29 protein-coding genes are annotated in these 24,514 nt (G+C 72.7%); 15 read left to right on the top strand and 14 right to left on the bottom strand.

Going from position 1 to position 24,514, the window contains the following annotated elements; all coding sequences use genetic code 11:
• Positions 1 to 4 precede the first annotated feature (4 nt).
• The 6 genes from ACILQ5_RS19670 to ACILQ5_RS19645 form a co-directional block, all read right to left on the bottom strand.
• Entirely contained in the window at positions 5 to 628 is a 624-nt protein-coding gene (locus ACILQ5_RS19670) for a hypothetical protein (RefSeq protein WP_395659722.1), read from the bottom strand.
• Positions 625 to 1,146, bottom strand: coding sequence for a SigE family RNA polymerase sigma factor (locus ACILQ5_RS19665; protein ID WP_395659721.1), 522 nt, complete (start codon positions 1,144 to 1,146; stop codon positions 625 to 627). Before ACILQ5_RS19665 ends, ACILQ5_RS19670 begins: the two co-directional genes overlap by 4 nt.
• Before the next feature lie 67 nt (positions 1,147 to 1,213).
• On the bottom strand, positions 1,214 to 1,480 hold the full coding sequence (locus ACILQ5_RS19660; RefSeq protein WP_395659720.1) for a methyltransferase family protein: 267 nt from the start codon (positions 1,478 to 1,480) through the stop codon (positions 1,214 to 1,216).
• Between the two features lie 71 nt (positions 1,481 to 1,551).
• Positions 1,552 to 2,451 (bottom strand): hypothetical protein, encoded by a 900-nt coding sequence (locus ACILQ5_RS19655; RefSeq protein ID WP_395659719.1) that lies wholly within the window; start codon positions 2,449 to 2,451, stop codon positions 1,552 to 1,554.
• Positions 2,452 to 2,461: 10 nt separating this feature from the next.
• Positions 2,462 to 2,980, bottom strand: coding sequence for a flavin reductase family protein (locus tag ACILQ5_RS19650; protein ID WP_395659718.1), 519 nt, complete (start codon positions 2,978 to 2,980; stop codon positions 2,462 to 2,464).
• Positions 2,977 to 3,780, bottom strand: a complete 804-nt coding sequence (locus ACILQ5_RS19645; protein ID WP_395659717.1) for a lysophospholipid acyltransferase family protein — start codon at positions 3,778 to 3,780, stop codon at positions 2,977 to 2,979. The genes ACILQ5_RS19650 and ACILQ5_RS19645 overlap by 4 nt, the downstream gene beginning before the upstream one ends.
• A 112-nt stretch (positions 3,781 to 3,892) precedes the next feature.
• On the opposite strand from ACILQ5_RS19645, the gene ACILQ5_RS19640 reads away from it, so the two are divergent.
• The 3 genes from ACILQ5_RS19640 to ACILQ5_RS19630 are packed head-to-tail and all read left to right on the top strand — an operon-like array spanning position 3,893 to position 6,406.
• The gene (locus ACILQ5_RS19640) at positions 3,893 to 4,666 is read left to right on the top strand and encodes an alpha/beta hydrolase (RefSeq protein WP_395659716.1); all 774 of its coding nucleotides are present in this window, start codon (positions 3,893 to 3,895) and stop codon (positions 4,664 to 4,666) included.
• 23 nt (positions 4,667 to 4,689) lie between these two features.
• Complete coding sequence (locus tag ACILQ5_RS19635) at positions 4,690 to 5,136, top strand: hypothetical protein (RefSeq protein ID WP_395659715.1); 447 nt, start codon at positions 4,690 to 4,692, stop codon at positions 5,134 to 5,136.
• A 25-nt stretch (positions 5,137 to 5,161) separates the two neighbouring features.
• Complete coding sequence (locus tag ACILQ5_RS19630; RefSeq protein WP_395659714.1) at positions 5,162 to 6,406, top strand: TIGR00300 family protein; 1,245 nt, start codon at positions 5,162 to 5,164, stop codon at positions 6,404 to 6,406.
• Here the strand turns inward: ACILQ5_RS19630 and ACILQ5_RS19625 are convergent.
• Entirely contained in the window at positions 6,339 to 7,307 is a 969-nt protein-coding gene (locus ACILQ5_RS19625) for an ROK family protein (RefSeq protein WP_395659713.1), read from the bottom strand. The two genes, ACILQ5_RS19630 and ACILQ5_RS19625, sit on opposite strands and share 68 nt — an antisense overlap.
• Before the next feature lie 226 nt (positions 7,308 to 7,533).
• Between ACILQ5_RS19625 and ACILQ5_RS19620 the strand changes: the two genes are divergently transcribed.
• The 3 genes from ACILQ5_RS19620 (at position 7,534) to ACILQ5_RS19610 (ending at position 9,505) form a co-directional block, all read left to right on the top strand.
• Positions 7,534 to 8,043, top strand: a complete 510-nt coding sequence (locus ACILQ5_RS19620) for a hypothetical protein (protein WP_395659712.1) — start codon at positions 7,534 to 7,536, stop codon at positions 8,041 to 8,043.
• Between the two features lie 212 nt (positions 8,044 to 8,255).
• Complete coding sequence (locus ACILQ5_RS19615; RefSeq protein ID WP_395659711.1) at positions 8,256 to 9,032, top strand: DUF222 domain-containing protein; 777 nt, start codon at positions 8,256 to 8,258, stop codon at positions 9,030 to 9,032.
• A complete protein-coding gene (locus tag ACILQ5_RS19610; protein ID WP_395659710.1) occupies positions 9,008 to 9,505 on the top strand; it encodes a DUF222 domain-containing protein in 498 nt (165 codons plus the stop codon). Before ACILQ5_RS19615 ends, ACILQ5_RS19610 begins: the two co-directional genes overlap by 25 nt.
• A 195-nt stretch (positions 9,506 to 9,700) precedes the next feature.
• On the opposite strand, the gene ACILQ5_RS19605 is transcribed toward ACILQ5_RS19610, so the two are convergent.
• The 7 genes from ACILQ5_RS19605 to ACILQ5_RS19575 form a co-directional block, all read right to left on the bottom strand.
• A complete protein-coding gene (locus ACILQ5_RS19605) occupies positions 9,701 to 10,252 on the bottom strand; it encodes a hypothetical protein (RefSeq protein ID WP_395659709.1) in 552 nt (183 codons plus the stop codon).
• Between the two features lie 296 nt (positions 10,253 to 10,548).
• Positions 10,549 to 10,932 carry a hypothetical protein gene (locus ACILQ5_RS19600; RefSeq protein WP_395659708.1) on the bottom strand — a complete coding sequence of 128 codons (384 nt, stop codon included), beginning with the start codon at positions 10,930 to 10,932 and terminating at the stop codon, positions 10,549 to 10,551.
• A gap of 379 nt (positions 10,933 to 11,311) precedes the next feature.
• The gene (locus ACILQ5_RS19595) at positions 11,312 to 11,515 is read right to left on the bottom strand and encodes a hypothetical protein (RefSeq protein ID WP_395659707.1); all 204 of its coding nucleotides are present in this window, start codon (positions 11,513 to 11,515) and stop codon (positions 11,312 to 11,314) included.
• Between the two features lie 40 nt (positions 11,516 to 11,555).
• A complete protein-coding gene (locus ACILQ5_RS19590; protein ID WP_395659706.1) occupies positions 11,556 to 12,497 on the bottom strand; it encodes an ROK family glucokinase in 942 nt (313 codons plus the stop codon).
• Entirely contained in the window at positions 12,494 to 12,883 is a 390-nt protein-coding gene (locus ACILQ5_RS19585) for a hypothetical protein (RefSeq protein ID WP_395659705.1), read from the bottom strand. The genes ACILQ5_RS19590 and ACILQ5_RS19585 overlap by 4 nt, the downstream gene beginning before the upstream one ends.
• Positions 12,880 to 14,079, bottom strand: a complete 1,200-nt coding sequence (locus tag ACILQ5_RS19580; RefSeq protein ID WP_395659704.1) for an ArsA family ATPase — start codon at positions 14,077 to 14,079, stop codon at positions 12,880 to 12,882. Before ACILQ5_RS19580 ends, ACILQ5_RS19585 begins: the two co-directional genes overlap by 4 nt.
• Before the next feature lie 10 nt (positions 14,080 to 14,089).
• Positions 14,090 to 14,527: an SRPBCC family protein gene (locus tag ACILQ5_RS19575; RefSeq protein ID WP_395659703.1), complete on the bottom strand. Its 438-nt coding sequence runs from the start codon at positions 14,525 to 14,527 to the stop codon at positions 14,090 to 14,092.
• An 82-nt stretch (positions 14,528 to 14,609) separates the two neighbouring features.
• On the opposite strand from ACILQ5_RS19575, the gene ACILQ5_RS19570 reads away from it, so the two are divergent.
• The 9 genes from ACILQ5_RS19570 (at position 14,610) to ACILQ5_RS19530 (ending at position 24,486) form a co-directional block, all read left to right on the top strand.
• On the top strand, positions 14,610 to 16,403 hold the full coding sequence (locus ACILQ5_RS19570; protein WP_395659702.1) for an AMP-dependent synthetase/ligase: 1,794 nt from the start codon (positions 14,610 to 14,612) through the stop codon (positions 16,401 to 16,403).
• Between the two features lie 208 nt (positions 16,404 to 16,611).
• Entirely contained in the window at positions 16,612 to 17,349 is a 738-nt protein-coding gene (gene cpaB, locus ACILQ5_RS19565) for a Flp pilus assembly protein CpaB (RefSeq protein WP_395659701.1), read from the top strand.
• A 12-nt stretch (positions 17,350 to 17,361) separates the two neighbouring features.
• Positions 17,362 to 18,540 carry a CpaE family protein gene (locus ACILQ5_RS19560; RefSeq protein ID WP_395659700.1) on the top strand — a complete coding sequence of 393 codons (1,179 nt, stop codon included), beginning with the start codon at positions 17,362 to 17,364 and terminating at the stop codon, positions 18,538 to 18,540.
• Between the two features lie 4 nt (positions 18,541 to 18,544).
• Positions 18,545 to 19,906 carry a CpaF family protein gene (locus tag ACILQ5_RS19555; RefSeq protein WP_395659699.1) on the top strand — a complete coding sequence of 454 codons (1,362 nt, stop codon included), beginning with the start codon at positions 18,545 to 18,547 and terminating at the stop codon, positions 19,904 to 19,906.
• Positions 19,903 to 20,886 (top strand): type II secretion system F family protein, encoded by a 984-nt coding sequence (locus tag ACILQ5_RS19550; RefSeq protein ID WP_395659698.1) that lies wholly within the window; start codon positions 19,903 to 19,905, stop codon positions 20,884 to 20,886. Before ACILQ5_RS19555 ends, ACILQ5_RS19550 begins: the two co-directional genes overlap by 4 nt.
• Before the next feature lies 1 nt (position 20,887).
• On the top strand, positions 20,888 to 21,802 hold the full coding sequence (locus tag ACILQ5_RS19545; protein WP_395659697.1) for a type II secretion system F family protein: 915 nt from the start codon (positions 20,888 to 20,890) through the stop codon (positions 21,800 to 21,802).
• The gene (locus tag ACILQ5_RS19540) at positions 21,802 to 23,406 is read left to right on the top strand and encodes a sensor histidine kinase (RefSeq protein ID WP_395659696.1); all 1,605 of its coding nucleotides are present in this window, start codon (positions 21,802 to 21,804) and stop codon (positions 23,404 to 23,406) included. The genes ACILQ5_RS19545 and ACILQ5_RS19540 overlap by 1 nt, the downstream gene beginning before the upstream one ends.
• A complete protein-coding gene (locus ACILQ5_RS19535; RefSeq protein ID WP_395659695.1) occupies positions 23,403 to 24,056 on the top strand; it encodes a response regulator in 654 nt (217 codons plus the stop codon). Before ACILQ5_RS19540 ends, ACILQ5_RS19535 begins: the two co-directional genes overlap by 4 nt.
• A 241-nt stretch (positions 24,057 to 24,297) precedes the next feature.
• Positions 24,298 to 24,486 carry a Flp family type IVb pilin gene (locus ACILQ5_RS19530; protein WP_395659694.1) on the top strand — a complete coding sequence of 63 codons (189 nt, stop codon included), beginning with the start codon at positions 24,298 to 24,300 and terminating at the stop codon, positions 24,484 to 24,486.
• Positions 24,487 to 24,514 lie beyond the last annotated feature (28 nt).

Raw genomic sequence — 24,514 nt, 5'->3', positions numbered from 1 at the left:
CGGGTCAGGGGGCGACGTAGGCGAGGTCGAGGGTGTCGGTCTGCCCGGCCCACTCCAGGGTGAGGTGCCAGCAGCCGGGGCTGGGGAGGTCGATGATCGAGGGCCCGGGCCCACCGTCGACCACCCGCTCGGCCGTGGTGCCGTCCGGGAGCGTGGCCGTGATGTGCAGCGACGAGCCGTCGGCGACCGGCGAGACCCACAGGATCTTGTTGTTGTGGTCGGCGGCGGGCGGCGCCGCCAGCGGCTGGGCGAAGAGGATCGCGACGATGTCGCCCTGGTCGCCGAGCACGTACGGGATCCGCGGCCTCGGGTCGGAGAAGCCGGTCCGCGCCCAGCTCGGCAGCACCCGGCTCGGGACCCGCTCCACGCACGACCCGGCCGCCGACGTCGGTGCCGAGCCGGGCGATGCGCCCGCCGACGTGCCGTGCTGGTCCGCGCGGCCGAGCGCCAACGGCGCGGTCACGGCCACGACGGCGACCGCTGCCGCCGCGGCGGCGCCCGCGACGACGTGCCGTCGGCGGCGCCGCCGGCGTCCGGCGGCGGCGAGCTCCCGGGCGGGTGCCCCGGACACGTCGACGTCGTCCACGGCTGCGCGCAGCAGCTCCACGACCTCGGTCTCACCGATCATCGGTCCTCCTCCTGGGTCCTGCTGACGAGTGCTCGGAGCGCCGGGTCCGCGGACAGCGCGGCGAGGGCGCGCGACGCCCGGCTCTTCACCGTTCCCGGGGCGACCCCGAGCACGGCCGCGATCTGGGCCTCGCTGAGGTCCGCGAAGTACCGCAGCACCAGCACCTGGCGCTGCTCGACGCCCAGCCGGTCGAGCGAGGCCCGGATGCTGTGGCTGGTCGACACCACGTCGGCCGGGTCCCCGGTCGGTGCCGGCTCCGGCAGGTCCCCGTGCGGGATCTCCCCGCGCCACTTGCGCCGCCGCCCCCGCACGATGCCGTTGACGAGGACCCGGTAGACGTAGGCGTCGCGGTCGTCCGCGGCCGACACGCGACCCCAGGAGCCGAAGCAGCGGACGAGCGCGTCCTGCACGGCGTCCTCGGCGTCGTGGCGACGGCAGCCGAGCAGCACGGCCGCCCGCACCAGGTGCGGGTAGCGCGCGGCGACGAACCCGAGGTAGTCGTCGTCGTCCGGCTTCACGTGGGTCCTCCGTCGGGGTGCTCCTACCCAGGATGAGCGCCTCGGCCCTCCGATCGGTTCCCGCCGGTCAGTAGACGTGCGGGACGATCCGGGCGCGGTGGGCCGCGAACTCGCGGTACCGGTCCCCGAACGCCGCCGTCATCGCCCGCTCCTCCCGACGCATCCGGTCGACCAGGGCGACGGTCACCAGCGCCAGGGCGGCGAGCGCCCCTGCCCAGCTCCCCCACATCACGCCCACCCCGGCGACCGTGAGCAGGAGCCCGGCGTACCCGGGGTGCCGGAGCACGCGGTAGGGCCCACGGTCGACGAGCGGCTGCTCCGCGCTGGTCCACACTCACGTCGAAGACCACGCGCGCCGCGGCCGACTGCGAGAGGTACGTCGCGGCCGCGTGCTGCGTCACGCCGTCACGCCCCTCGGAGCCTGTCCAGCGCTGCCGCCGCCGCGTCCCGTGCCCGGGTGGCCTCGCGGACCGCGTCCTCGGCCTCGGTCCGGGCGTCCTCCGCCTCGGAGAGGTCGTCCTCGACCTCCTCCGCCGCCGACTCCAGCTCCGCGATCCGCCCGCGCAGCTCGTCGATCTCGGCCTGGAGCTGGAGGCCGCGCGCCTCGAGCTCGTCGTACGCCGACCGCGCCTCGTCGTGCGTCCCGGTCGCCTCCGCCAGGTCGGCCTCGGTGGCGGCGAGCAGCTCCTCGGCGGCCTCGACCGCCTTGCGGTCCGCCTCCGGGTCCGGGACCACCTTGAGGTCCGGGCGCGGGGGCGGCTCGGCCGCGCGCGCGGGAGCGGTGAACCCGAGCGCCTCGGGGACGGCGACCGCGCCGGCGACGTCGGCCGGGTCCAGCCCGGTCGTCGCCAGGGCGGCGACCAGCATCCCGCTGCGCACCGCGAGCGCGCACTGCTCGTCGACCATCGCCGCGGTCAGCGTCGCCTCCACCTGGTCGGCGACCGCATCGGTGACCCGGGTGCCCTCCTCCCGGGCGGTACGGCGCGCCTGCGTGGTGACCGCCGCCGTCAGCTGCCGGCGCTGCCGGGTGAGCGCGCGCAGCTCGTCGCCGGACATGGACGCCTGGGCCTCGCGCAGCGCGGTGCCGACCGCGAGCACCTGGTCGACCTGCGCGGCCTCCCGGCGCACCAGCAGGTTGACCACCCAGGCCGCGGTCGACGGCTTGCGCAGCGCCTTGACCTGCCCGGCGAGGTCGGTCCCCTTGAGCTCCTTGGCGCGCGCGTCCCGCGCGGGGGTGAACTCGGGCAGGGGCAGGCCGTAGAGCTCGTCGGCGATGCTCAGCACGTCTCTGGGCAGCTCGGCCATGCCGGCGATCCTAGGACGAGGGTCGGGTGGGCCGGACGTAGCGGCCGCGCCGGTGCACGAGCGGCTCGTCGTCCTCATCCAGCCCCACCTCGTCGACGACGAGGGTGAGCAGCCGCGACCAGCCGACCTCCGTGGTGGACTCGAGGACGGTGCCCGCCCACGCCGAGGCGTCCGCGAGGCGCGGTCCCCACGGGGTGTCGACGAAGGCGGCCGTGCGGAACGGGCCGCCGGGCGCCGGGGCGGTCCCGGCGAACGCCTCGGCCAGGTCGCGGTGCCGCCACCCGAGCAGCGCGACGACGGACCGGCCGGTGCGCCCGACCACGTCGGCGAGGTCGCTGTCGGGGTCGACCAGGGCGAGCACCCGGCCGGGCTCGCCGTGGGCGACCACCAGCGAGCTGACGGTGAGCCCGGCGCGGCCGGCCTCGTCGCCGGCGGTCAGCAGCGCCACCCGGCCGCCCAGCCGACCGCGCAGCCGGCGTACCGGGTCGGGGTCGGGGTCGGCGAAGGGGTGGGTGTCGTGGATCGTCACGACGCCAGCTTGGCGCCGCCCGCCCCACCGTCGCCGTCGCCGTCCCGCTCGGACCTCTCCGCCTCGGACTTCTCCGCCCGCTCGGCCTTCTCGGCCCGCTCCGCCTTCTCCGCCCGCTCGGCCTTCTTGGCGTCGTCCTTGGCGCGGGACGCGTAGGTGTCGACGTACTCCTGCCCGGAGAGGCGCATGATCTCGTACATGATCTCGTCGGTGATCGACCGCAGGATGTAGCGGTCGGACTCCAGGCCCTCGTAGCGGCTGAAGTCCAGGGGCTTCCCGAAGCGCACCACCGGGCGGGTGAACCGGCCGAAGGTCTTGCCCGGCGGCGCCACCACGTCGGTGCCGACGACGGCGACCGGGATGACCGGGACCTTGGACTCGAGCGCCAGGCGCGCCACGCCGACCTTCCCGCGGTAGAGCCGGCCGTCGTGCGAGCGGGTGCCCTCGGGGTAGATCCCGAACAGCTCGCCCTCGGCGAGCAGCTTCTTCGCCGAGATGATCGCGCCCTCGGACGCGTTGCCGCCGGAGCGGTCGATCGGGACCTGGCCGGAGCCCTTGAAGAACGTCTTCTGCAGCCAGCCCTTGAAGCCCGGTGAGGTGAAGTACTCGGCCTTCGCGACGAACGTGACCCGGCGGGGCAGGGTGAGCGGCATGAAGAGCCAGTCGGCGTACGACAGGTGGTTGCTGGCCAGGATCGCGGGACCCTCGAGCGGGACGTTCTCGGCGCCGTAGACACGCGGCCTGAAGATCATCCGCAGCCACGGACCGAGGGCGATCCACTTCAGGAACCAGTAGAACACCGCCACCTCCGTGCCTGATCCCGGGAGTCCTGTCGGCCGAAGCCTAGACCGTCGTGCCCGGACTTCCCCATACCCCAGCCCGAGGATGGACCGTCGGGGCAGAATCCGGGCCATGACCGTCCATCCCCTGGCCACGCCCTTCTCCGCCCCCGCCCAGCCCGAGCTGACCGGCGGGAGGAAGGTCGGCGTCCTGCTGAGCCACGGCTTCACCGGCCAGCCCGCGTCGATCACCCCGTGGGGCCAGTCGCTCGCCGCGAAGGGGTACGCCGTCGAGGTGCCGCGCCTCCCCGGCCACGGCACCACTTGGGAGGAGCTGAACACCCTGACCTGGGCGGACTGGTACGGCGAGCTCACCCGGCTCTTCGACAAGCTCGTCGCGGAGAACGACGCGGTGGTCGTCTGCGGCCTGTCGATGGGCGGGGCCCTGGTGCTGCGGCTGGCCGCCGACCGCCCCGGCGACGTGGCCGGAGTGGTCGTCGTCAACCCCGCGGTCGCGACCAAGCGCCTCGACGTCAAGCTGCTCCCGGTGCTCAAGCACCTGGTCAAGTCGTTCCCGGGCATCGCCAACGACATCAAGAAGCCGGGGGTCGAGGAGCACGGCTACACGCGCACGCCGCTCAAGGCGGTCCACTCGATGATGCAGGCGTGGCCCGGGATCGTGGCGGACCTGCCGAAGATCACCGCTCCCCTGCTCTACTTCCGGTCGACCGAGGACCACGTCGTGGACGAGAAGTCCGAGCCGCTCATCATCGGCGGGATCTCCTCGACGGACGTCACCATGGTCCGGCTGGAGAACAGCTACCACGTCGCGACCATCGACAACGACGCCGAGACGATCTACGCCGACACCGCCGCCTTCGTCGCCCGGGTGACTGCCGCTCCCTGACACCCGGGGCATACGCTCGTCACGTGCAGCCCGACCACCACGACGACGAGGCCGAGGACCAGGCCTGGCGGGCGATCGTGGAGAACTACGGCGAGCGACCCGAGCTCGACGACCCCCCGCCGGTGGCCCCGCCGGATCCGGCGACCCCGGCGAGCGCGGCGCCCTTCGGCGGCCGCTTCGGCGACCCCCGGGCGTTCTCGCCCGAGCCCGAGGAGCTGTCCGCCGAGGAGGAGGGCTTCGTCCCGCCGCCGCCACCGCCGCTGCCGCGGGTCGAGCCGGACCGGATGCTCGCCTGGATCGGCGTGTTCGGTGCTCCGGCGGTGCTGCTGTGCGCGTTGGTCTTCGCGATCGGCATCCCCAGCTGGCTGGGCTACCTCCTCGTGACGGGCTTCGTGGGCGGGTTCATCTACCTGGTGGTCAAGATGCCGCGCGAGCCTCGCGACCCGGGGGACGACGGCGCGCAGGTGTGATTGGTCCTTCGTTAGGGTGCCTGTCGTGAGCGCCCACGAGACCGTCGAGATCACCGGCCACCTGATGGACCACAACATCCTGTCGCGGGTCCTGGACGACATCCGCGAGTACGAGGGTGACTACACCATCGACCGCTTCGACGTCGGGCGGGAGACCGACGACCCCTCGCACGCGGTGATCACGGTGATCAGCGAGGACGACGAGGCGCTGCAGCGGCTGCTGATGCGGCTGCAGACCCGCGGCGTCAACCAGGTCGACCCCGGCGAGGCGAGCACGGCCCCGGCCGACCGCGACGGCGTCTTCCCCGACGGCTTCTACTCCTCCACCAACCTCGACACCCGGGTCCGTGTCGACGGCCGCTGGCTGCACGTCGGCAACCCGGAGATGGACTGCGGCCTGATCCTCGAGCGCGACGCCGACGGCGCGCCGGCCCGGGTCTACACGCTGCCGATGTCCGACGTCCGCGCCGGGATGCTCGTCATCATCGGCGCCTCGGGGGTGAAGGTGAAGGTCCCCGAGCCGGACCGCACGGCGGGCGCCTTCGGGTTCATGGAGTCCGAGGTGTCCTCGGAGAAGCCGCAGGCCGTGCTCGTCCGGCAGGTCGCCGACGGGATGCGCGAGGCCAAGGCCGAGGGCAAGAAGGTGCTCTGGGTCGGCGGCCCGGGTGTCGTCCACACCGGCGCGGCGCCGGCGATGATCGCGATGGTGCACGCCGGGTACGTCGACGTGCTGTTCGCCGGCAACGCGCTGGCCACCCACGACATCGAGTCCGCGCTGTACGGCACCAGCCTGGGGATCGACCTGGCCATGGGTCGCGGCGTCGAGCACGGCCACGAGCACCACATCCGCGCCCTCAACACCATCCGCAAGGAGGGCTCGATCAAGGCCGCCGTCGACAGCGGCCTGCTGACCAGCGGGATCATGCACGCGATGGTGACCCACGAGAAGAAGTTCGTGCTCGTCGGGTCCGTGCGCGACGACGGCCCGCTGCCGGACGTCTACACCGACGTCATCGAGGGCCAGCGGGCGATGCGCGCCGAGCTCGAGGGCGTCGGCTTCTGCCTGATGGTGGCGACCATGCTGCACTCGGTCGCGACCGGCAACATCCTGCCGGCCTCGGTCCCGCTGGTCTGCGTGGACATCAACCCCGCGACGGTCACCAAGCTCGCGGACCGGGGCTCCTCCCAGGCCCGCGGCATCGTCACCGATGTGGGGTTGTTCCTCGAGCAGCTCGCAGTCGAGCTCGTGCCCGAGTACCGGCGTTCCTGAAGGTCTGCCGGGCCAGGTAGGCCGCCCCGATCGCCCCGGCCTCGGGGCCGAGGGCGGCGCGGACCAGCGGCGGCACGGTGCGGTGCTCCGCGCCGACGAGCGAGTCCCGCAGCGACACGCGGGCCGGCTCGAGGAGCAGGTCGCCCGCGATCGACGGACCGCCGCCGATGACCACGATCTCGGGGTCGAAGGCGGCGACCAGGTTGGCGACGCCGACACCCAGCCAGGTGCCCACCGAGTCGAACGCCGCCCGCGCCACCGGGTCGCCGGCCTCGGCGGCCTCCATCACCTGAGGACCGGTCAGGTCGGCGGCGCCGCCCTGCTCGCGGACGAACCGGGACAGCGCGTTGCCGCTGCAGTACTGCTCCCAGCAGCCGCTCCCCCCGCACTCGCACCCGCGCCCGTCCGGCACGACCTGCATGTGGCCGAACTCGCCGGCCATCCCGTTGTGGCCGCGGTGCACGGCACCGTCGAGCACGACGGCGCCACCGATGCCGGTCCCGAGCGTGATGACGAGCGCGTCCTCGGCGTTCCCCACGGCGCCGTACACGACCTCGGCGCGGGCAGCGCAGTTCGCGTCGTTGTCCAGGACGACCGGGGCGCTCCAGCGCTCGGCCAGCCGGGCCCGCACGCCCTCGTCGCGCCACGGCAGGTGCGGAGCGAAGCGGACCCGCTCCCCCTGCGCATCCACGAACCCGGCGGCGGCGATGCCGATCGCCGAGGGCCGGCGTGGACCGGCGATCTCCTCGACGGCCTCGGTGAGCGCGTCCTCGACCAGCCGCGCCTCGACCCGGCGTCCCGGTGTGGTCCGGCGGGCCGTCCGGAGGACGCGGCCGGTGGTCGACACCGCGGCGGCGAGCACCTTCGTGCCGCCGATGTCGACGCCGATGAAGAGAGCCATGCGGACATTCGACCAGACGTGCGCGGCCGTGGCTCGCGGCGCGCTGACGTCGGGCCGGAACCTCCCTCCGCCGGGTCGTCCACGGACCTGGACGACGCGGGTCCTGGGGCGACGAGCTCTCCCCTGCTCTTCGCGCGGCGGCAGATCAGCCTGGCGCCAGCGCGCGGGCCCGACGGCCCAGAAAACCGGTCGGAACCGAAGGATCGGGACGACTACCGTGACCGGCATGCAGGTGACGTTCGAGCGAACCGGTCAGCGCCGGTATGCGGTCGCCGTGAAGCGCCGGCTGCACGGTGACCTCCGGATGGACCCGGCGCCCGGGTACTCCGACCTGATCCCCCATGACCTGGTGCACCTGGTGGTGGAGGAGCAGTTCGGCCTTCCTGAGGGGATCTTCGGCCAGCTGGCCGCAGGCGGCAACGCCGGGACGTTCGTGCCGACCGAGGAGCCGCGGACCAAGGCGTGGGCACGCCGGGTGGAGCGACGGAACAGGTCCACCTCAGCAGACATGGAGCGGTCGGAGGACCTCGCTGCCCAGGTCTACCCACGCTGGTTGCGGCACCACGGCCTCGAGCCCGGCGGTCACCACGCTCGTCAGGACCCTCCGCCCACAGACCTCGGCGACGCAGATCTCGAGCGAGCGTTCGAGCGCCTCGACGAGCTGTCCGGGCAGTGGCGGGCGGTCGAGGTCGGAGCGTCGATGACGGTCGAGTGGCCGGGGGCCGAGCGGGCCTGAGCGGCATTGGTCGCTGCTGCCCGCGGCCAGCACCGCCGACCGGCAGCGGCTCGTTGGGCTCAGGCCGGCACGACCCGCAGCCCGGGTCGTCCACAGTTCTGGGTCCCTGCGGTGGAAACGCTCGTGGATCGTGACCTCATCGTGACCGGATCCCCTGTGCACACAGGGGATTCTCGGCCCTGACTGTCGGTGGTCAGTGCTGGGATGGAGGCATGACGGCAATCGCGACTCCCCAGCACCGGGTCAGTGTCGCGACCGCGCACCTGCACGCCGAGCTCGACGCCGTCACCGACGCATCGGTGTGGTCGATGGACCCGAGCGAGACGGGCCGGACGCTGGTCGAGCTGACGCGCGCCGAGGCGAAGCTCACCGAGCTCAAGGCACGGGTCGCCGCTCACGCGGACGACATCCACCTCGGCCAGGAGGTCGGCGCCTCCTCGGCGGCGAACTGGCTGGCCCACCAGACGAGGCTGACCCGCTCCGCGTCGTACGCCGCCGTGCGGCTCGGCCGCGACCTCGACGCCCACCCCGCCACCCGCGAGGCACTCGCGGCCGGCGACCTGACCACCGAGCAGGCCCGGGTGGTCGTCCGGTGGGTCGACCAGCTCCCCGACACCCTCACCGCCCACCTGGTCGCCAAGGCCGAGGCGCACCTGGTCGGCGAGGCGCGCCACCACGACGCGAAGGCCCTCAACCGCATCGGGAAGCACCTGTTCGAGGTGATCGCGCCCGACGAGGCCGACGCCCGCGAGGCCGCCCTGCTCGCGAAGGAGGAGGCGGCTGCCGCGAAGTCCTGCCGGCTCTCGATGGTCGACGACGGCGAAGGCATCACCCGGGGGCCACGATCCCCACCTACCACGGCGCCGCGCTGGCAAGATGCTCGGCGCCGTCGCCGCACCGGCACGTGGCCGCGCCACGCAGGGCGCCGGCGCCGTCGCCGAGCGGCCGCCCACACCAGAAGCCCTTGGGGCAGGCGTTCTGCGACCTGATCGAGCGCTACCCCGCCGACCAGCTCCCCTTGCACACCGGCGGAGTCTCGGCGACCGTGGTGGTGCTGATCGAGCTCGACGTGCTCCTCGGCCGGCTGGAGAAGGCCGGGGTCCTGGACACCGGCGAGAGGATCTCCCCCGCTCTCGCGCGGCGCCTGGCGTGCGAGGCCGGCATCATCCCCGTCGTCCTCGGCGGTGACTCCCAACCCCTCGACGTCGGCCGCAGGCGCCGCCTCTACAGCGAGGCCCAGCGGGTCGCGATGTTCGTGCGCGACCGCGGCTGCCGCGCCGAGGGCTGCGACCGCACCACCGGGCTGCACGCCCACCACAAGACGCGCTGGGCCGACGGCGGCAACACCGACCTCGCCGCCGGCGTCTCGCTGTGCCCCTGGCACCACGCCCGCGCCCACGACACCCGCTACCGGACCACCTACCTGCTCAACGGCACCGTCACCTTCCACCGGCGGACGTGAGGGCGCTTGCCCCAGTGAGGCTTGCGCCAGCAGGTCCATGCGCGGCTACAAGACGCACTCCAGAAGGCACGAATCGCGGCAGATCCGGTAGCCAGCTCGCGGAACGCCGATGACCATGGTGCCCGTTGACAAGGCGGCGCTCCGACGCCGACGCCCGGGCGGGTGTTGTCGCGCGGGTTGTGCTGGTCATCCTGCCTACGGGAGCTTGTCGGTTGCCCGTTCGGGGCACGTGGTGGCACACAGGGCAAGCAGCATCGGCACGAACAGCGTGCCGTTGGTGGTCTTCACGGTGAATCCGTGTGCGAGGCCGACCGTGGCAGCTGTTCTCTCGACGCTGACGGCGATCTCGCTGAGAACCTTGTTCTTGCCCTTGCAGTTCCCCTCCACCGGCCCTTGGCTGTAGGAGTAGCGCTCGTCGCCGAGCACCGTCCCCTTCCAGGTGCCCTCGCTTCTCGTGGCCCGCGACGTGGTGCCCCAGTCGACCAGTTTCATGTTCTCGGGGTCCTTCAAGGTCACGGACTCAATGTGTGCCGGCGCGCCGTTGGCGGTGCAGACCGTGCCGGCGTAGAACCCGACGGGCTGACCCATGGGCGTGTTGCCGAGGGCAACACCGAAGGGCGGCATCGTGCCGGAACCGGGGAACGCGAGCTCCCCATCAAGGGTCGGAGAGGGCGCGCTGCCCTGGTGGCAGCCGGCGACCACGGCAGCGGCTGCCACCAGGGCAGTCGTGCGTGCGATGGTCAGCACGTCGGAGCCATTGCGCCAAGGGTGTCAGTCGGCGCGAGCCGATCGTCGTAGGGTCGATGATCGCGCGCACTCAGCGTCGCCCTGACCTGGCTACCCGAGAGCATGACGGGAAGGTACCCGGCACGACCTCTCTCCTAGCATGCGCCCACGCTCGACTCGCGGCAGATGAGTGCGGATGCTCGACCACTGGCCCAGGACGCCATACGGACGGAGTCGACGGGCGCTCCGTCCGTATGACGTCTTCGCGCCCGTCTCTCCTGCCGCGGCCGTACAGTGCCGCCGGTCAGCACGTGTGGCTAGGGGCTGAAGAGGGCCCAGAAGGAGACATCCCCCCAAGGCCTCGTAGTGATGTTCCAGTGGCCGTTGACATGGTGGTTCGATCTCCAGTGTCCGAGCGTGCAGTGGTTGTTGTGGCAAGTGCGGTGCCACAGGGTGCCCTGCACCGTGGCGGGCGGGAAGTTGGTGTGCTCGACCCGGAAGTTGGTGATCTGGCCATGGCCGTAGTCGAACTTGATGTGTCGGCTAAAGGTGTCGCGGCCCTCGTAATGACCGGTCCTCGGGTGCACGTCGATCCGAGCGCCAGGCGTCGGACGGGTCGCGTCCGCCGCCACGGGGGCGAGCGAGATCGCGACCGCAGCAAGGACCGCCAGGAAGGCGGCGAAGCGGGTGCGGATGCTCATGATCGGCACCCTAGGAACCTCAGTTGGGCCCGGCCCATGACCTGAGAAGGTCAAATCCGCTCTGGGGGTGCAGACCCCAACGGCACAACCGCCCGACATCGGCATGATCGGACGCCCGAATCGCGGCATGTCCGGATCTCAGGCGGCGGTGCGCTGTCCACCTTCTCGGGGAGTAGATCGGTGGACAGCCCACCGGCGGTCGGCGCCGACACGGGGCAGCGGTGAGTGTTCCACCAAACCCAACGCCTGAAAGGTGGCTCACCCACCGCTGCGTTGCGACATCCGCAACTCGGCCGATCCGTTGACTCGTGCATGCGCGGACAGGCGGCGGATTGACCCAGGTTGCGAGCGTCCGGCTCCGGACGGGACGTGCGACCGATCAGTGCCGCTTCTGAATCAGTACGACGTAGCCCAGAGCGACGCCCAGGCCTGCCACGACCGGACCGAACGACTCGGTGATGCCCGAGGTCCCGAAGGTCCAGATCGCTCCTAGGACGATCATGGCCAGAGCGACGAGGGACCACAGGATCTTCATCGCGACGTTCGGGCTGCCGTAGCGGTTCCCCACGTCCGATCTGCTCATTGCGGAAGGCTAGCCCAGGGGCACGAACGACCCGCCCGGACTACCGGCGCGACAGGTCGGCGGCACCGATCAGCCCGGCGTGGTTGCCGAGCCGAGCCCGGCGGACCTCTGGGATCGGGCGGAACCCGCGACCGACGAGCTGGCCCGCGAAGGCCGCCCGGGTCGGCTCGAGCAGCAGCTCGTCGGCCTCGCTCACGCCCCCGCCGATCACGACCACCTCGGGGTCGAGGATCTCGGTCAGCGAGGCGATCCCCTCCCCCAGCCAGCGGCCGAGCTCGGCCAGCTGCTGGACCGCGCCGGCGTCGCCGTCCTGGGCCGCCTCGGTGATCAGCGGCCCCGTGATCCGGTTCAGGTCGCCGCCGGCCCGCTGGAGCATCCCCTGGGCGATCTGTGCGCCGCTGAGGGCCAGCGACCGCGCCTCGCGCACGAGCGCGGACCCGGAGGCGTACTGCTCGAAGCAGCCGTGCTTGCCGCAGCCGCACAGGATCCCGTTGGGGACGACGCGCATGTGGCCGATCTCGGCACCGACGCCGTTGGCGCCGCGGTAGACCTCGCCGTCGAGGACCAGGCCGCCGCCGACGCCGGTCCCGACGGTCACGAGCAGCAGGTCCTGGGCGTCGTGCGCGGCGCCGTACCGGAACTCGCCCCAGGCGGCGGCGTTCGCGTCGTTCTCGATGACGACCGGCAGCTCGACCCGCTTCTCGAGCTCGCTCTTGAGGTCCTCGTTGCGCCAGGCGACGTTCGGCGCGAACAGCACCACCGCCCGCGCCCGGTCGACGTAGCCGGCCGCCCCGACGCCGACCGTGGCGATGTCGTGCCGCGACCGCAGGTCGGCGACCAGGCCGGCGATGGCCTCCTCGATCGCTTCCGCGTCCGTGGCCGGCGAGACGACCCGCTGCTCCTCCAGGACGCGGCCGTCCTCGTCGACCACGCCCCCTGCGATCTTGGTGCCACCGACGTCGATCCCACAGGCCAGGCTCATTCGTCACCCTCCTCGGGATCAGTCTCCTCCGGCCAGCCATCGGCCGCCCAGTCGTCGTCCTGCGCGCCGCCCGCGTCGTCGAGGTCGATGCGCTGCACCCCGGGACGCGGCGGCTGCTCCTGCGCGGCGGTGGCCAGCAGCCCGGAGGCCGCCTGCAGCAGCGCGGTCGCCGCGGTCGTCAGCTGGGCGCGCACCTCGGGGCTGAGCTGCCGCACGGTGTGCACGGTGCGGCAGATCGGGCAGTAGGTGCACTCGGTGGCACCGGTCGCCAGGTGCTGGTCGACGTCCTGCGCGGTGTCCTTCGCCCAGTCCGTCAGCGCGCCGAGGAGCTTGACCGCCTCCTCCGCGACCGACCCGACGTCCGGATCCTCCCGGTCCCCGCTCACGTCACCCTCCCAGCCTCGTCCACGGGTTCCTCGACGAACCGCACCTGCAGCTCACCCTGCTCCACCCGGGCGCCGGCGATGCGGTGGCGCGCCAGCCCGGACGGCAGCGTGAGCAGTCGACGATACGATCCCACGGTCACGACCAGGTCATCGCCGTTGCGTGCCAGGTCGACCTCGGCGCGCGAGACCAGCGGCAGCGCCAGGTGCAGCACCGCACCGGAGTCGGTACGCCGGATGCGGAACGGTCCGGCCGACCGGGTCGTCGCGAGCGGGTCGGTGCCGGCGTACACCTCGCGCGCCAGCGCGGCCACGTCGTCGATCCCGACGGGCTCGCGGGGACGGTACTCCGAGCGCCAGATCGGCAGCCCGGCGAAGGACTCCTCCACCCGGACGAGCACCTCGTCCTGCGCGACCACCCAGCCCGCCCGCCAGTCGTCGGCACCGTCGGCCGGGAACACCCGGTTCGCGATCACGCCGTCGACGCGGTAGCCGAAGAGCGAGAGGGTCGTGTAGGAGCGCCGTGCCTCGGCGAGCACGACGTTCTCCGGCGTCAGCACGAGCCGGACGCTGGAGTCCGGGCCGCTGAGCAGCTCGCGGACCTCGTCGAGCTCGGCGTGCAGCCGCTCGACCGCGTCGAAGACCGTGTCGCCGGGCATCGGGATGCCGGCGGCCTTGCTGAGCACCGGGCGCAGGGCCTTCACCACGCGGCGCTCCACCGGGAACACCCGGTGCATGTACCAGCCCAGCGCCTCCGGGAGCGCGAGCAGCCGCAGCGTCTCCGCGGTCGGGGCGCAGTCGACGACGATCACGTCCCAGGCACCGGAGATCGCGTGCAGGCGCAGCTCGAGCAGCGCCAGCACCTCCTCGGCCCCGGGGATGACGGTCAGCTCCTCGGCGGCGACCGGGTCGACCCCGGCGACGTCGAGGACCGAGAGCAGGTAGCGCTGGATGTCGGCCCAGGACTGCTCGAAGCGCAGCTGCGCGTCGACCTGCTGGACGAACAACAGGTCGGCGACCTCGGTCGGCTCGGCGCCGATCGCGCCCGGCGCGCACCCGTAGGCGTCGGCGAGCGAGTGCGCCGCGTCGGTGGAGAGCACCAGCGTCCGGTGGCCCTCGCCGGCCGCGAGGGCAGCGGTCCCGGCCGCGACGGTGGACTTGCCGACCCCTCCCTTGCCGGTGAACAGGAGGATCCTCACAGGCAGGTCCTCAGAGCGACTCGACCCGCTTCTTCAGGCCCTTGAGGGCGGTGTCGATGAGGATCTTCTCGCCCTTGCGCTTGAGCATCCCGATGAGCGGGATGGTGACGTCGAGCGCCAGCCGGTAGGTCACCTCGGTCGAGCCGTTGCCGAGGTCGCGCATCAGGTAGGCGCCGTCGAGCGCCTTGAGCATCTTGCCCTCGACCAGGGTCCAGGTGACGCCGTCGTAGCCGTCCCACTCGTAGGCGAGCGTGTACTCGTCGCGGATCGGGCTCACGTCGAGGGAGAAGAAGACCTGCTCCGCCCAGCCGTCCTCGAACTCGGCCACGACGTCGGCGACGGTGACGCCCTTGGCCCACTCGGGGTATGCCGGGAAGTCGCCGATGACGGCCATGATGTCCGCGGGTGCGGCATCGATGACGATCGACGATTCGGTCTGCTCGGCCATCGGGTCCCCTTGCTGCTGGACGACTCGGGCAGCGAGCGTACCGGATGGTCCGGGCCCGGCCACCGCGCGGTAACCTCAGCCGGTGCGCGAGTTCTCCACCCCGTTGACGACCGAGATCCCGTCCACCGGGAACCTCACCGACGACGTCGTGGCCAACGCCCGCGACGCCGGCGAGAGCATCCAGTTCAGCCGCCCCTCGGCGGCCGGCGGCGGGTGGGAGGACGTCACCTCCGCGGAGTTCCTGGCCGAGGTGAGCGCGGTGGCGAAGGGCCTCATCGCGGCCGGGATCGGCGTCGGCGACCGGGTCGCCCTGATCTCCAAGACCCGGTACGAGTGGACCCTCCTCGACTACGCGATCTGGTTCGCCGGCGCGGTCACGGTGCCGGTCTACGAGACCTCCTCGGCCGAGCAGATCGCCTGGATCCTCAGCGACTCCGGCGCCCGTGCGGTCGTCGCGGAGGGCCCCGACCACCTGGCCCGGCTGGCCGAGGTGCGCGCGGAGCTCGACCAGCTCAACCACGTGTGGTCGATCGCCGGCAACGCCATCGGCACGCTCACCAGCCTCGGGGACGACATCTCCGACGAGGAGCTGGAGAAGCGCCGTACGTCGGCCACGCCGCTCGACCTCGCGACGCTGATCTACACCTCCGGCACGACCGGGCGGCCGAAGGGCTGCATGCTCACGCACGGCAACTTCATGTTCGAGCTCGGCGTGGCCGTCGACGAGCTCGAGGAGCTCTTCACCGAGGACGCGTCGACGCTGCTGTTCCTGCCGCTGGCGCACGTGTTCGCCCGGATCATCCAGGTCGGCTGCATCAAGTCCCGCACCCGGCTGGGCCACAGCTCGGACATCAAGAACCTGCTGCCGGACCTCCAGGAGTTCCGGCCGATGTTCATCCTCGCGGTCCCCCGGGTGTTCGAGAAGGTGTTCAACACCGCCTCGCAGCGCGCGACGGCCGACGGCCGCGGTCGGATCTTCGACCAGGCCGCCCAGACCGCGATCGAGTACTCCCGCGGCCTCGACCGCGGCCGCCCGTCGCTCGCCGTCCGCGCCAAGCACGCGCTGTTCAAGCGGCTGGTCTACAACAAGCTGCTCGACGCGCTGGGCGGTCACTGCCGCTACGCCGTGTCGGGCGGCGCTCCCCTCGGGGACAAGCTCGGCCACTTCTACCGCGGCATCGGGCTCACCGTGCTCGAGGGCTACGGCCTCACCGAGACGACCGCCGCGCTGACCGCCAACCTCCCGGACGCCATCAAGGTCGGCACCGTCGGGCGTCCGCTGCCCGGGACCGCGGTCCGGGTGGCCGACGACGGTGAGCTCCTCTTCCAGGGCGGCCAGGTGTTCGCGGGCTACTGGCACAACGAGCAGGCGACCACCGAGGCGATCGAGCGCGACGGCTGGTTCCACACCGGCGACCTCGGGGAGGTCGACGACGAGGGCTTCGTCCGGATCACCGGGCGCAAGAAGGAGATCATCGTGACCGCCGGCGGCAAGAACGTCGCGCCGGCGGTGCTCGAGGACCGGGTGCGGCTGCACTTCCTCGTCGACCAGTGCATCGTCGTCGGCGACGGGCAGCCGTTCGTCGGGGCGCTCGTCACCATCGACCGCGACTCCTTCCCGATGTGGGCCGAGCAGCACGGCAAGACCGGGTCGATCGCCGAGCTGGTCGACGACCCCGACCTCCGCGCGACGATCCAGGAGGCGATCGACGACGCGAACCGCGCCGTGTCCAAGGCCGAGTCGATCCGGAAGTTCGTCGTCCTCGAGGACGAGTGGACCGAGGAGGGCGGCCAGCTCACGCCGAGCCTCAAGCTCAAGCGCAACGTCGTGATGCGTGAGTTCAAGGACGACGTCGCGGCGCTCTACCTGTCGTAGGGCGCCTGAGGTCCACCGGGCCGGAATCCCTGTGGATGCTGCTGATTCGGCACCTTCTACCCACCCTTTCGGGCGGTTGAAACATCGCTCCTGCAGTGGTCTGTTCCCGACTTCCACCGGCTCTCGGAACGCTCCTACAGTGCGCGTCAGGCCAGGCTCTCGGGGGTGAGGGGCTGGCCTTTCCGACGCAGGTGGGAGGGCAGCGGAGATGGATCGACGCCGGTTGCTGGTGGTCGGCGCAGCCGTGGTCGCGGTGCTGGGCGTGGCGCTCGTGCTCGTCTACGCCCGCGGCGCGGACCAGCGCGCGCAGGAGAAGTACGACGGGGTCGACGTGCTCGTCGCGACGCAGCCGATCGCCGCCGGGGAGTCGGTGGCGACGGCGAAGGCGGCGGGCAAGATCGGCACCGAGACCGTGGCCCGGGCCGACGTGCTCGACGACGCGCAGACGTCGTACTCCGGGATCGAGGACCAGGTCGCGCTGGTCACGATCTACCCGGGCGAGCAGCTGATCACCGACAAGCTCGGGTCCTCGGCCGACGCGGCGGCGACGCTGCCGATCCCGGCCGGCAAGATGGCGGTGTCGGTCAACCTCACCGACGCGGCCCGGGTCTCGGGCTTCCTCGAGCCGGGCTCGCAGGTGTCGGTCTTCCTCAACGGCACGGACTCCGGGACCGGCCAGCCGTTCACGCGGCTGCTGCTCCCCCGGGTCACCGTGCTGGGGGTGGGCTCGACCGCGCCCGTCGCGACGACCACGACCGACGACGGCGGCCAGCCCACGACCGAGGAGCTGCCGCGCACCCTCCTCACGGTCGCGGTCGACCAGAAGGAGGCGCAGAAGGTCCTCTACGCCTCGACCAACGGGGAGCTGGCCTTCGCGCTCCTCAACGGGGGCAGCAAGATCAAGCCCGGTGGCACCGCGGTGACCGCGGCCAACCTCTTCAAGTGAGCAGGTGACGCCATGCCCGTCGTCGTCGACCCCGACCCCGCCGCCGTCGGCAACCTCCTGGAGGCCATGCCCGACGGAGCCCACGGCATCGACTCCCCCGACCGCCTGACGGCGTGGCTGGGCGAGCACACCGACGAGTACCTGGTCCTGCTCGGGCCGCACCTCGACCTCGACCTGGCGCTCGCGACCTGCGAGACGCTGCGGACCGGGCGGCCGACGATCAGCGTCGTCCTCGCCCGGGACAGCATCGACGCCGGCCTGCTGGCCCGGGCGATGAAGGCCGGCGCCCGGGACGTCGTCCCCGACGACGACCTGGACGCCGTCGCTGCCGCTGCGAACCGGGCGCACCAGCTCCACGTCGCGCTGCGCGGGCCCGTCGGCGTCGCGCACCGGGGCAAGGTCGTCACGGTCTTCTCGCCCAAGGGCGGCGTCGGCAAGACGACGATGGCCGTCAACCTCGCGCTGTCCCTGGCGGACCGCGGGGCGCGCCGGGTCTGCCTCGTCGACCTCGACCTCGCGTTCGGCGACGTCGCGATCACGCTCCAGCTCTTCCCCTCGCACACCATCGAGCACGCCGTCGGGGCCGAGGACACCCTGGACGCGTCGATGGTGGGGCCGCTGCTGACCCGGCACCAGGAGTCGGTGATGGTGCTCGCGGCGCCGAGCCAGCCGGACGTGCGGGAGCGCATCACCCCGGGGCTGGTGGCGCGGGTGCTGGCGACGCTGCGCGAGACCTTCGACTGGGTGGTCGTCGACACGGCGCCCGCCTTCGACGAGCCGACGCTCGCCGCGCTCGACGAGACCGACGAGTGCGTGGTCGTCGCCACCCTCGACGTGCCGACGCTGAAGAACGTGCGGGTCGCGCTGGAGACGCTCGACGTGCTCGGCATCGCCCGCGGGCACCGGCACCTGCTGCTCAACCGCGCCGACGAGGCCGTGGGCATCGGGCCCGAGAAGGTCGAGGCGATCCTCGGGCTCGCGGTGGCGACCCAGGTCGCCACGTCGGTCGACATCGCTGCGGCCACGAACGCGGGCACCCCGATCGTCTGCGGCAAGCCCGACCACCCCTCCAGCGCCGCGATCCGCGACCTCGCCGCCCAGCTCGCCGGGCAGCCGGCGGTCCCGGCCGGCGCGGGGTCCGAGGAGCAGGCGGCGCCCGTCGCCGGACGCCGGTTCCGGATCAGGAGGTGATGGCATGACGCTCGCCGACCGCCTCGCCGCCGCCCGCACCGTCACCGGCGTCGAGGAGCCGCCGCGGCCGCCCGAGGGCGAGCCGCTGGGTCGTCGTACCTCGCTCCTGCGCAAGCAGGACCGGGTCGAGGAGATCAAGGGCACGATCCACGCGGAGCTGCTCGAGCAGCTCGGCCCGCAGCTCTACGACGCCGAGATGGACCCCGACGAGCTCGACCAGCGGGTCCGCAGCGTCCTCGCCGACGTCCTCGGCGCCCAGGACCCGCCCCTGAGCCACGGCGACAAGGCGCGGGTGACCCAGGAGATCACCGACGACATCCTCGGCTACGGCCCGATCGAGCCGTTCCTGCGCGACCCCACCGTCTCGGAGGTGATGGTCAACGGCGCCCACGGGATCTGGCTGGAGCGCGACGGCCGGCTCGAGACCACCGCGGCCCGGTTCGTCGACGAGGCGCACCTGCGGCGCACCATCGACAAGATCGTCTCCCGGGTCGGGCGCCGCGTCGACGAGTCGAGCCCGATGGTCGACGCCCGGCTGCCCGACGGCAGCCGCGTCAACGCCGTCGTCCCGCCGCTCGCCGTCGACGGGTCCGCGCTGACCATCCGCAAGTTCTCCGCCGACCCGCTCGGCGCGGAGGACCTGGTCGACAACGGGACGCTCACCCCGCAGGCCCGCGACTTCCTCGAGGCCTGCGTGCGCGCCCGCCTCAACGTCATCGTGTCCGGCAGCACCGGCGCCGGGAAGACGACCACGCTGAACGTGCTGTCGTCGTTCATCCCGGAGGACGAGCGGATCGTCACCATCGAGGACGCCGCCGAGCTCCAGCTGCGGCAGGAGCACGTCGTGCGGCTGGAGTCCCGGCCACCGAACATCGAGGGCCGCGGCGCCGTCGACATCCGCGACCTGGTGCGCAACGCGCTGCGCATGCGGCCGGACCGGATCGTCGTCGGCGAGGTCCGCGACGCCTCGGCCCTGGACATGCTGCAGGCGATGAACACCGGCCACGACGGGTCGATCTGCACGGTCCACTCCAACGGCCCGCGCGACACGCTCTCCCGGATCGAGACGATGGTGCTGATGGCCGGGATGGACCTCCCGGTCCGCGCGATCCGCGAGCAGCTGGCGTCGGCGGTGGACCTGATCGTCCACCAGACCCGCTTCAAGGACGGCTCCCGCCGGATCACGCACGTGACCGAGGTCGAGCGGATGGAGGGCGAGGTCGTCACCCTCCAGGACATCTTCGTCTTCGACCGCACCCGCGGGAGCCTGACGCCGACGGGCCTGCGCCCCAAGCTGCTGGAGAAGCTCGCGTACGCCGGCGTCGAGGTCGACCCGGCCGTGTTCGTGGCCGGAGCGGGCCGGTGAACGCGCTGCTCCTGGTCGGCGCCACGGCGGTCGGCCTGGGCCTCCTCGCGGTGCTGGTGCTGCTCGTGCCGGCGTCCGGGCCACGGGTGCTGTCCCCGGAGGAGCGGGTGGCGTCGTACGTCGGCCCGCTGGCCGGCCCCGACGCCGGCAGCCCCGGCCGGACCGGTCACCGGCCCGGCGCCGGCGCGCTGGCGACCGGTGCGGCCGCGCAGGTCCTCGGGAGCAACCGGGGGCTCGAGCAGCGGATCCGGCACCGGCTCGACGGCGCTGGCAGCAGCCTCAAGCCCGCCGAGTGGCTCCTCGTCCACGTCGGGATCTTCACCGTCGCCGGGCTGGTCGGCCTGCTGCTGGGCATGGGCAACGTGGTCGTCTTCGTGCTCTTCCTCGTGGCCGGCGCCCTCGGGCCGCGGCTCTACCTCGGCCTGCGGGTCGCCCGACGGCGCAAGGCGTTCTCGGCAGCGGTCCCGGACACGCTGCAGCTGATGTCCGGCGCGCTGGCGGCGGGGCTCTCGCTCGCGCAGGCCGTCGAGACCGTCACCCGCGAGGGCGTCGAGCCGATGGCCGGCGAGTTCCGCCGGGCCCTGGTCGAGACCCGGCTCGGCGTGCCGCTCGAGGACGCCCTGGACGGGATCGCCGCGCGCTTCGACAGCGACGACCTGCGCTGGACCGTGATGGCGATCCGGGTCCAGCGCGAGGTCGGCGGCAACCTGGCCGAGCTCCTCGACACCGTCTCCGCCACCATGCGCGAGCGCGAGTACGTCCGCCGGCAGGTGGCGGCGCTCTCCGCCGAGGGCCGGCTGTCGGCCTGGGTGCTCGGCTGCCTGCCGGTCGCGTTCCTCCTCTACCTGCTGGTCGCCAACCGCAGCTACATCGCGCCGATGTTCACCGACCCCCGCGGCTGGATCCTCCTCGCCGGCGGTGTCGTGCTGCTGGCGGTGGGCTCGTTCTGGATGAGCCGCCTGGTGAAGGTGGAGGTCTGACGTGGTCCTGGTCCTCGGCACCCTCCTGGTCACGGTCTCGGTCGTGCTGCTCGCCCTCGCCCTGCGGGAGGAGCCGGACCAGCGCGGCGTCGCCCGGTCCCTCGCGCTCATCGAGGCGACCTCGACCGCACCGGCGGCGCTGGTCGCCGAGGCGGACCCGCCCTTCCGCGAGCGCACCCTCGACCCCCTCCTCGACCGGTCCCGCACGCTGGGTCGCCGGCTGGCCGGACGGGACGCGCCCGAGCGGATCCGCCGCCGGCTCGACCTCGCGGGCAACCCCCCGGGCTGGACCGTCGACCGGGTGCTGACCTGGACCGTCCTCGGCGCGCTGACCGGCCTCGGCGCGGGGGCGCTGGCCGGGCTGGTCCTCGGGGTCGCGTTCCCGGTGCTGCTCGTCCTCGCCGTCGGGGGCACGGTGGCCGGGTTCTACGCCCCGGGACTGCTGCTCTACCAGCGCGCCTACGACCGTGCGGAGCAGGTCAGCCGCGCCCTCCCGGACGCCATCGACCTGCTGACCATCAGCGTCGAGGCGGGACTCGGCTTCGACGCCGCCGTCCAGCAGGTCGCGCAGAACACGACCGGCCCGCTCGCCGACGAGCTGGCCCGGATGCTGCGCGAGATGCAGCTCGGACAGGGGCGGGCCGGCGCCCTCCGCGGGCTCGCCGCGCGGTCGACGGTGCCCGAGCTGCGGGCGTTCGTCGGAGCGATGGTGCAGGCGGACTCCCTGGGGATCCCGGTCGCGCAGGTGCTGCGGGTCCAGTCCTCGGAGATCCGGGTCAAGCGCCGGCAGCGGGCCGAGGAGCGGGCCCAGCAGGTGCCGGTGAAGATGACGGTGCCCCTGATCTTCTGCATCCTGCCGTGCCTGTTCCTGGTCGTCCTCGGACCGGCCGTCCTCAGCATCATGGACGCGTTCTGATGCCGCGCCGGTCCTGGCAGCGGCTGCGGCTCTCCGCAGCGGCACGCATCTTCGCTCTGGTCGCGCTCCTGGCGTCGGCAGGGTTGAGCGAGGACGTCGTGGCCGTCGCCGCCCTCGTGGCGATCGGCGCCATCTGGGTGATCGGCGAGCTCATCGAGCTCGACCGCCGGATGCCCGTCTGGCTGACCACGTTCGCCGAGCCGCTGGGCGTCGGCATCGCCTGCGGCCTGGCGCTCGACCGCACCACCGCGGTCGTGGGAGCGCTAGCGGTCGGGCCCTTCACCGCAGGTCTGCGGCGCGGCCTGCCCGGGGCGGTCACCGCCCTCGCCTCGGGCTTCTCCATCGCCGTCCTCGTCGCGTCGCTCGCGAACGGAGGGCTCGACCGTGCCCAGTGCCAGGCGCTGGCCAGCACCGCGGTCGCCGCGCTCGGGTTCGGGCTGATCGCGACGTTCCTCCACCCCCTGCTGTGGCGCAGCGACCTGGACCCGCTGGCGCCCTACCACGACGCGCGGGAGCTGATCCGCGAGCTGATCGAGGTCTCGGACGGGCTCAGCTCCAGCCTGGACCCCTCCGCGCTGGGCACCACCATCCTCGACCGCGTCCGCGACGAGCTGCCGACCACCGCACTCGCGCTGTACGTGCCCAACGGCCGGGACCTGACCCCGCTGGTCGCGACGGCAGCGGACCCGACCACCCAGCTGCGCGACGCCGACGTGCTCGCCCTGCGGTGCCGGGTCGCCGAGCGGGCGGTCGTCGAGGGCACCGCGTTCGCCCTGCCGCTGACCGCCGGAGGGACGATCGTCGCGGTCGTCGCCGGACGGCTGTCCGAGCGGATGGACGCCGACCGGCTCGACCTCCGCCGCCGGGTCCGCGACCTCGACCGTGAGCTGGTCACGACCGCCGTGCACCTGGACACCGCGCTGCTCTTCGCCGGCCTGCGCGACCGGGCGACGTCGTTCGAGCGCCGTCGCCTCGCGCGCGAGATGCACGACGGCCTGGCCCAGGACATCGCCTCGCTCGGCTACCTGGTCGACGCCCTCGCCGCGGTCCCCACCTCGCCGGAGCAGGCGGTGCGGATCGAGGGCCTGCGGTCCCGGATCACGAGCGTCGTCAGCGAGGTGCGCCGCTCGGTGATGACCCTGCGCACCGGTGTCGGCGAGGCGGCCAGCCTCGGCGCCGCGCTCGGCACCGTCGCCCGCCACCTGACGGAGTCCTCGGGCATCCCGATCCACGTCACCCTCGACGAGCGGGAGACCCGGCTCCGCCCGGAGGTGGAGGCGGAGCTGTTCCGGATCGCCCAGCAGGCGATGACCAACGCGGCCCGGCACTCGGGTGCGCAGTCCATCGAGGTGCACTGCCGGGTCCGGCCGCCGTCGGCGGACATCACCGTGCGCGACGACGGCTGCGGGCTGCGACCCGCCCGGCCGGACTCCCACGGCCTGGCGATCATGCGCGAGCGCGCCACCCTCATCGGCGCCACCCTCGACGTCGAGCAGCGTCGGCCCCACGGCACCACCGTGACGGTCCGGCTGGTCGACCCGGCCCCCACGACCCCGCCGGACGACGCACCGGCACCCCTTCTGGAGGAGACCCTCTCGCGATGACCACCGTGCTGCTCGTCGACGACCACGAGCTGATCCGCAGCGGCCTGGCCGCCGTCATCGACCTCGAGCCCGACCTCGAGATCGTCGCCACCGCCGCCACCGTCGCCGAGGCGCTGGCCTCCTTCACCGACCTGCTGCCGGACGTCGTGATCGCCGACCTCCAGCTGCCCGACGGCACCGGGCTCGACATCGTGCGCGCGGTGCGTCGGACCAGCGCCTCCACCGGGCTGGTGGTCCTCACGATGCACTCCGGCGACGACCAGATCTTCGCGGCCATGGAGGCCGGCGCCTCCGGCTTCGTGGGCAAGGACGCGCCCGCCCAGGAGGTCGTCCGCACGGCCCGGCACGCCGCCGTGTCGCCCCGGTCGTTCGTGTGCAGCGGACTCGCGCAGGCGGTGGTCCGGCGTGCCGGGGGCAGCGCGACCCGCCTCTCCGACCGGGAGCACGACGTCCTGCTGCTGCTCGCCGACGGGCTCGGGACCGCCGCGATCGCGGAGCGGCTGTTCATGAGCGAGTCGACGGCCAAGTCGCACATCGGGCACATCTACCAGAAGCTGGGTGCCTCCAACCGGGCCCAGGCCCTGGTGACCGCGATGCGCATCGGGCTGCTCTCCTCCGTGCGGCCACCCGACCCCGCCGGCGCCCGCTGAGCCACCGCTGGCCCACCCCAGTCCCCCAGGACCGCCCCGGACGACCCGTCCGGGGCGGTCCTGTGTCCGGGCACGCTCACGGGATACCCGAACCGGCACCCGACATAGTCATAAATGACTAGAAGACCTAGTGCGATCTCCCGATCCGCCTAGTCCCTCCGCGGGCGCAGGATGACGACATGGGGTGAGGGTCCCGCTCGGGACCCTCACTGTGGGAGACAAACGTGGGAGGGAGACCCCAATGCTTCAGTACCTGATGATCCTGGTCCAGTCGCACAAGGCACGGATGGACGAGCGTGGCGCGTCCGCGGTCGAGTACGGCCTGCTCGTGGCCGGCATCGCGGCCGTCGTCGTGGCCGCCGTGTTCATCCTCGGCAACACGGTGCTCGGCGCGTTCAACACCACCAACGACGGGATCGCGAACCCGTAGTCGCCGACCAGCAGGACCCCCGACGTCG

Origin of the sequence: Nocardioides sp. (assembly GCF_044226305.1) — a bacterium.
Taxonomy (GTDB): domain Bacteria; phylum Actinomycetota; class Actinomycetes; order Propionibacteriales; family Nocardioidaceae; genus Nocardioides.
Note: the sequence above shows the minus strand (reverse complement) of the source record. Positions and strands in the feature narration are given on the sequence as shown.

Coding starts and splice junctions, on each gene's coding strand:
- ACILQ5_RS19670 (WP_395659722.1), bottom strand. CDS start 628: ATGATCGGTGAGACCGAGGTCGTGGAGCTGCTGCGCGCAGCCGTGGAC.
- ACILQ5_RS19655 (WP_395659719.1), bottom strand. CDS start 2,451: ATGGCCGAGCTGCCCAGAGACGTGCTGAGCATCGCCGACGAGCTCTAC.
- ACILQ5_RS19640 (WP_395659716.1), top strand. CDS start 3,893: ATGACCGTCCATCCCCTGGCCACGCCCTTCTCCGCCCCCGCCCAGCCC.
- ACILQ5_RS19625 (WP_395659713.1), bottom strand. CDS start 7,307: ATGGCTCTCTTCATCGGCGTCGACATCGGCGGCACGAAGGTGCTCGCC.
- ACILQ5_RS19620 (WP_395659712.1), top strand. CDS start 7,534: ATGCAGGTGACGTTCGAGCGAACCGGTCAGCGCCGGTATGCGGTCGCC.
- ACILQ5_RS19615 (WP_395659711.1), top strand. CDS start 8,256: ATGACGGCAATCGCGACTCCCCAGCACCGGGTCAGTGTCGCGACCGCG.
- ACILQ5_RS19600 (WP_395659708.1), bottom strand. CDS start 10,932: ATGAGCATCCGCACCCGCTTCGCCGCCTTCCTGGCGGTCCTTGCTGCG.
- ACILQ5_RS19595 (WP_395659707.1), bottom strand. CDS start 11,515: ATGAGCAGATCGGACGTGGGGAACCGCTACGGCAGCCCGAACGTCGCG.
- ACILQ5_RS19590 (WP_395659706.1), bottom strand. CDS start 12,497: ATGAGCCTGGCCTGTGGGATCGACGTCGGTGGCACCAAGATCGCAGGG.
- ACILQ5_RS19575 (WP_395659703.1), bottom strand. CDS start 14,527: ATGGCCGAGCAGACCGAATCGTCGATCGTCATCGATGCCGCACCCGCG.
- cpaB (WP_395659701.1), top strand. CDS start 16,612: ATGGATCGACGCCGGTTGCTGGTGGTCGGCGCAGCCGTGGTCGCGGTG.
- ACILQ5_RS19560 (WP_395659700.1), top strand. CDS start 17,362: ATGCCCGTCGTCGTCGACCCCGACCCCGCCGCCGTCGGCAACCTCCTG.
- ACILQ5_RS19555 (WP_395659699.1), top strand. CDS start 18,545: ATGACGCTCGCCGACCGCCTCGCCGCCGCCCGCACCGTCACCGGCGTC.
- ACILQ5_RS19540 (WP_395659696.1), top strand. CDS start 21,802: ATGCCGCGCCGGTCCTGGCAGCGGCTGCGGCTCTCCGCAGCGGCACGC.
- ACILQ5_RS19535 (WP_395659695.1), top strand. CDS start 23,403: ATGACCACCGTGCTGCTCGTCGACGACCACGAGCTGATCCGCAGCGGC.
- ACILQ5_RS19530 (WP_395659694.1), top strand. CDS start 24,298: ATGCTTCAGTACCTGATGATCCTGGTCCAGTCGCACAAGGCACGGATG.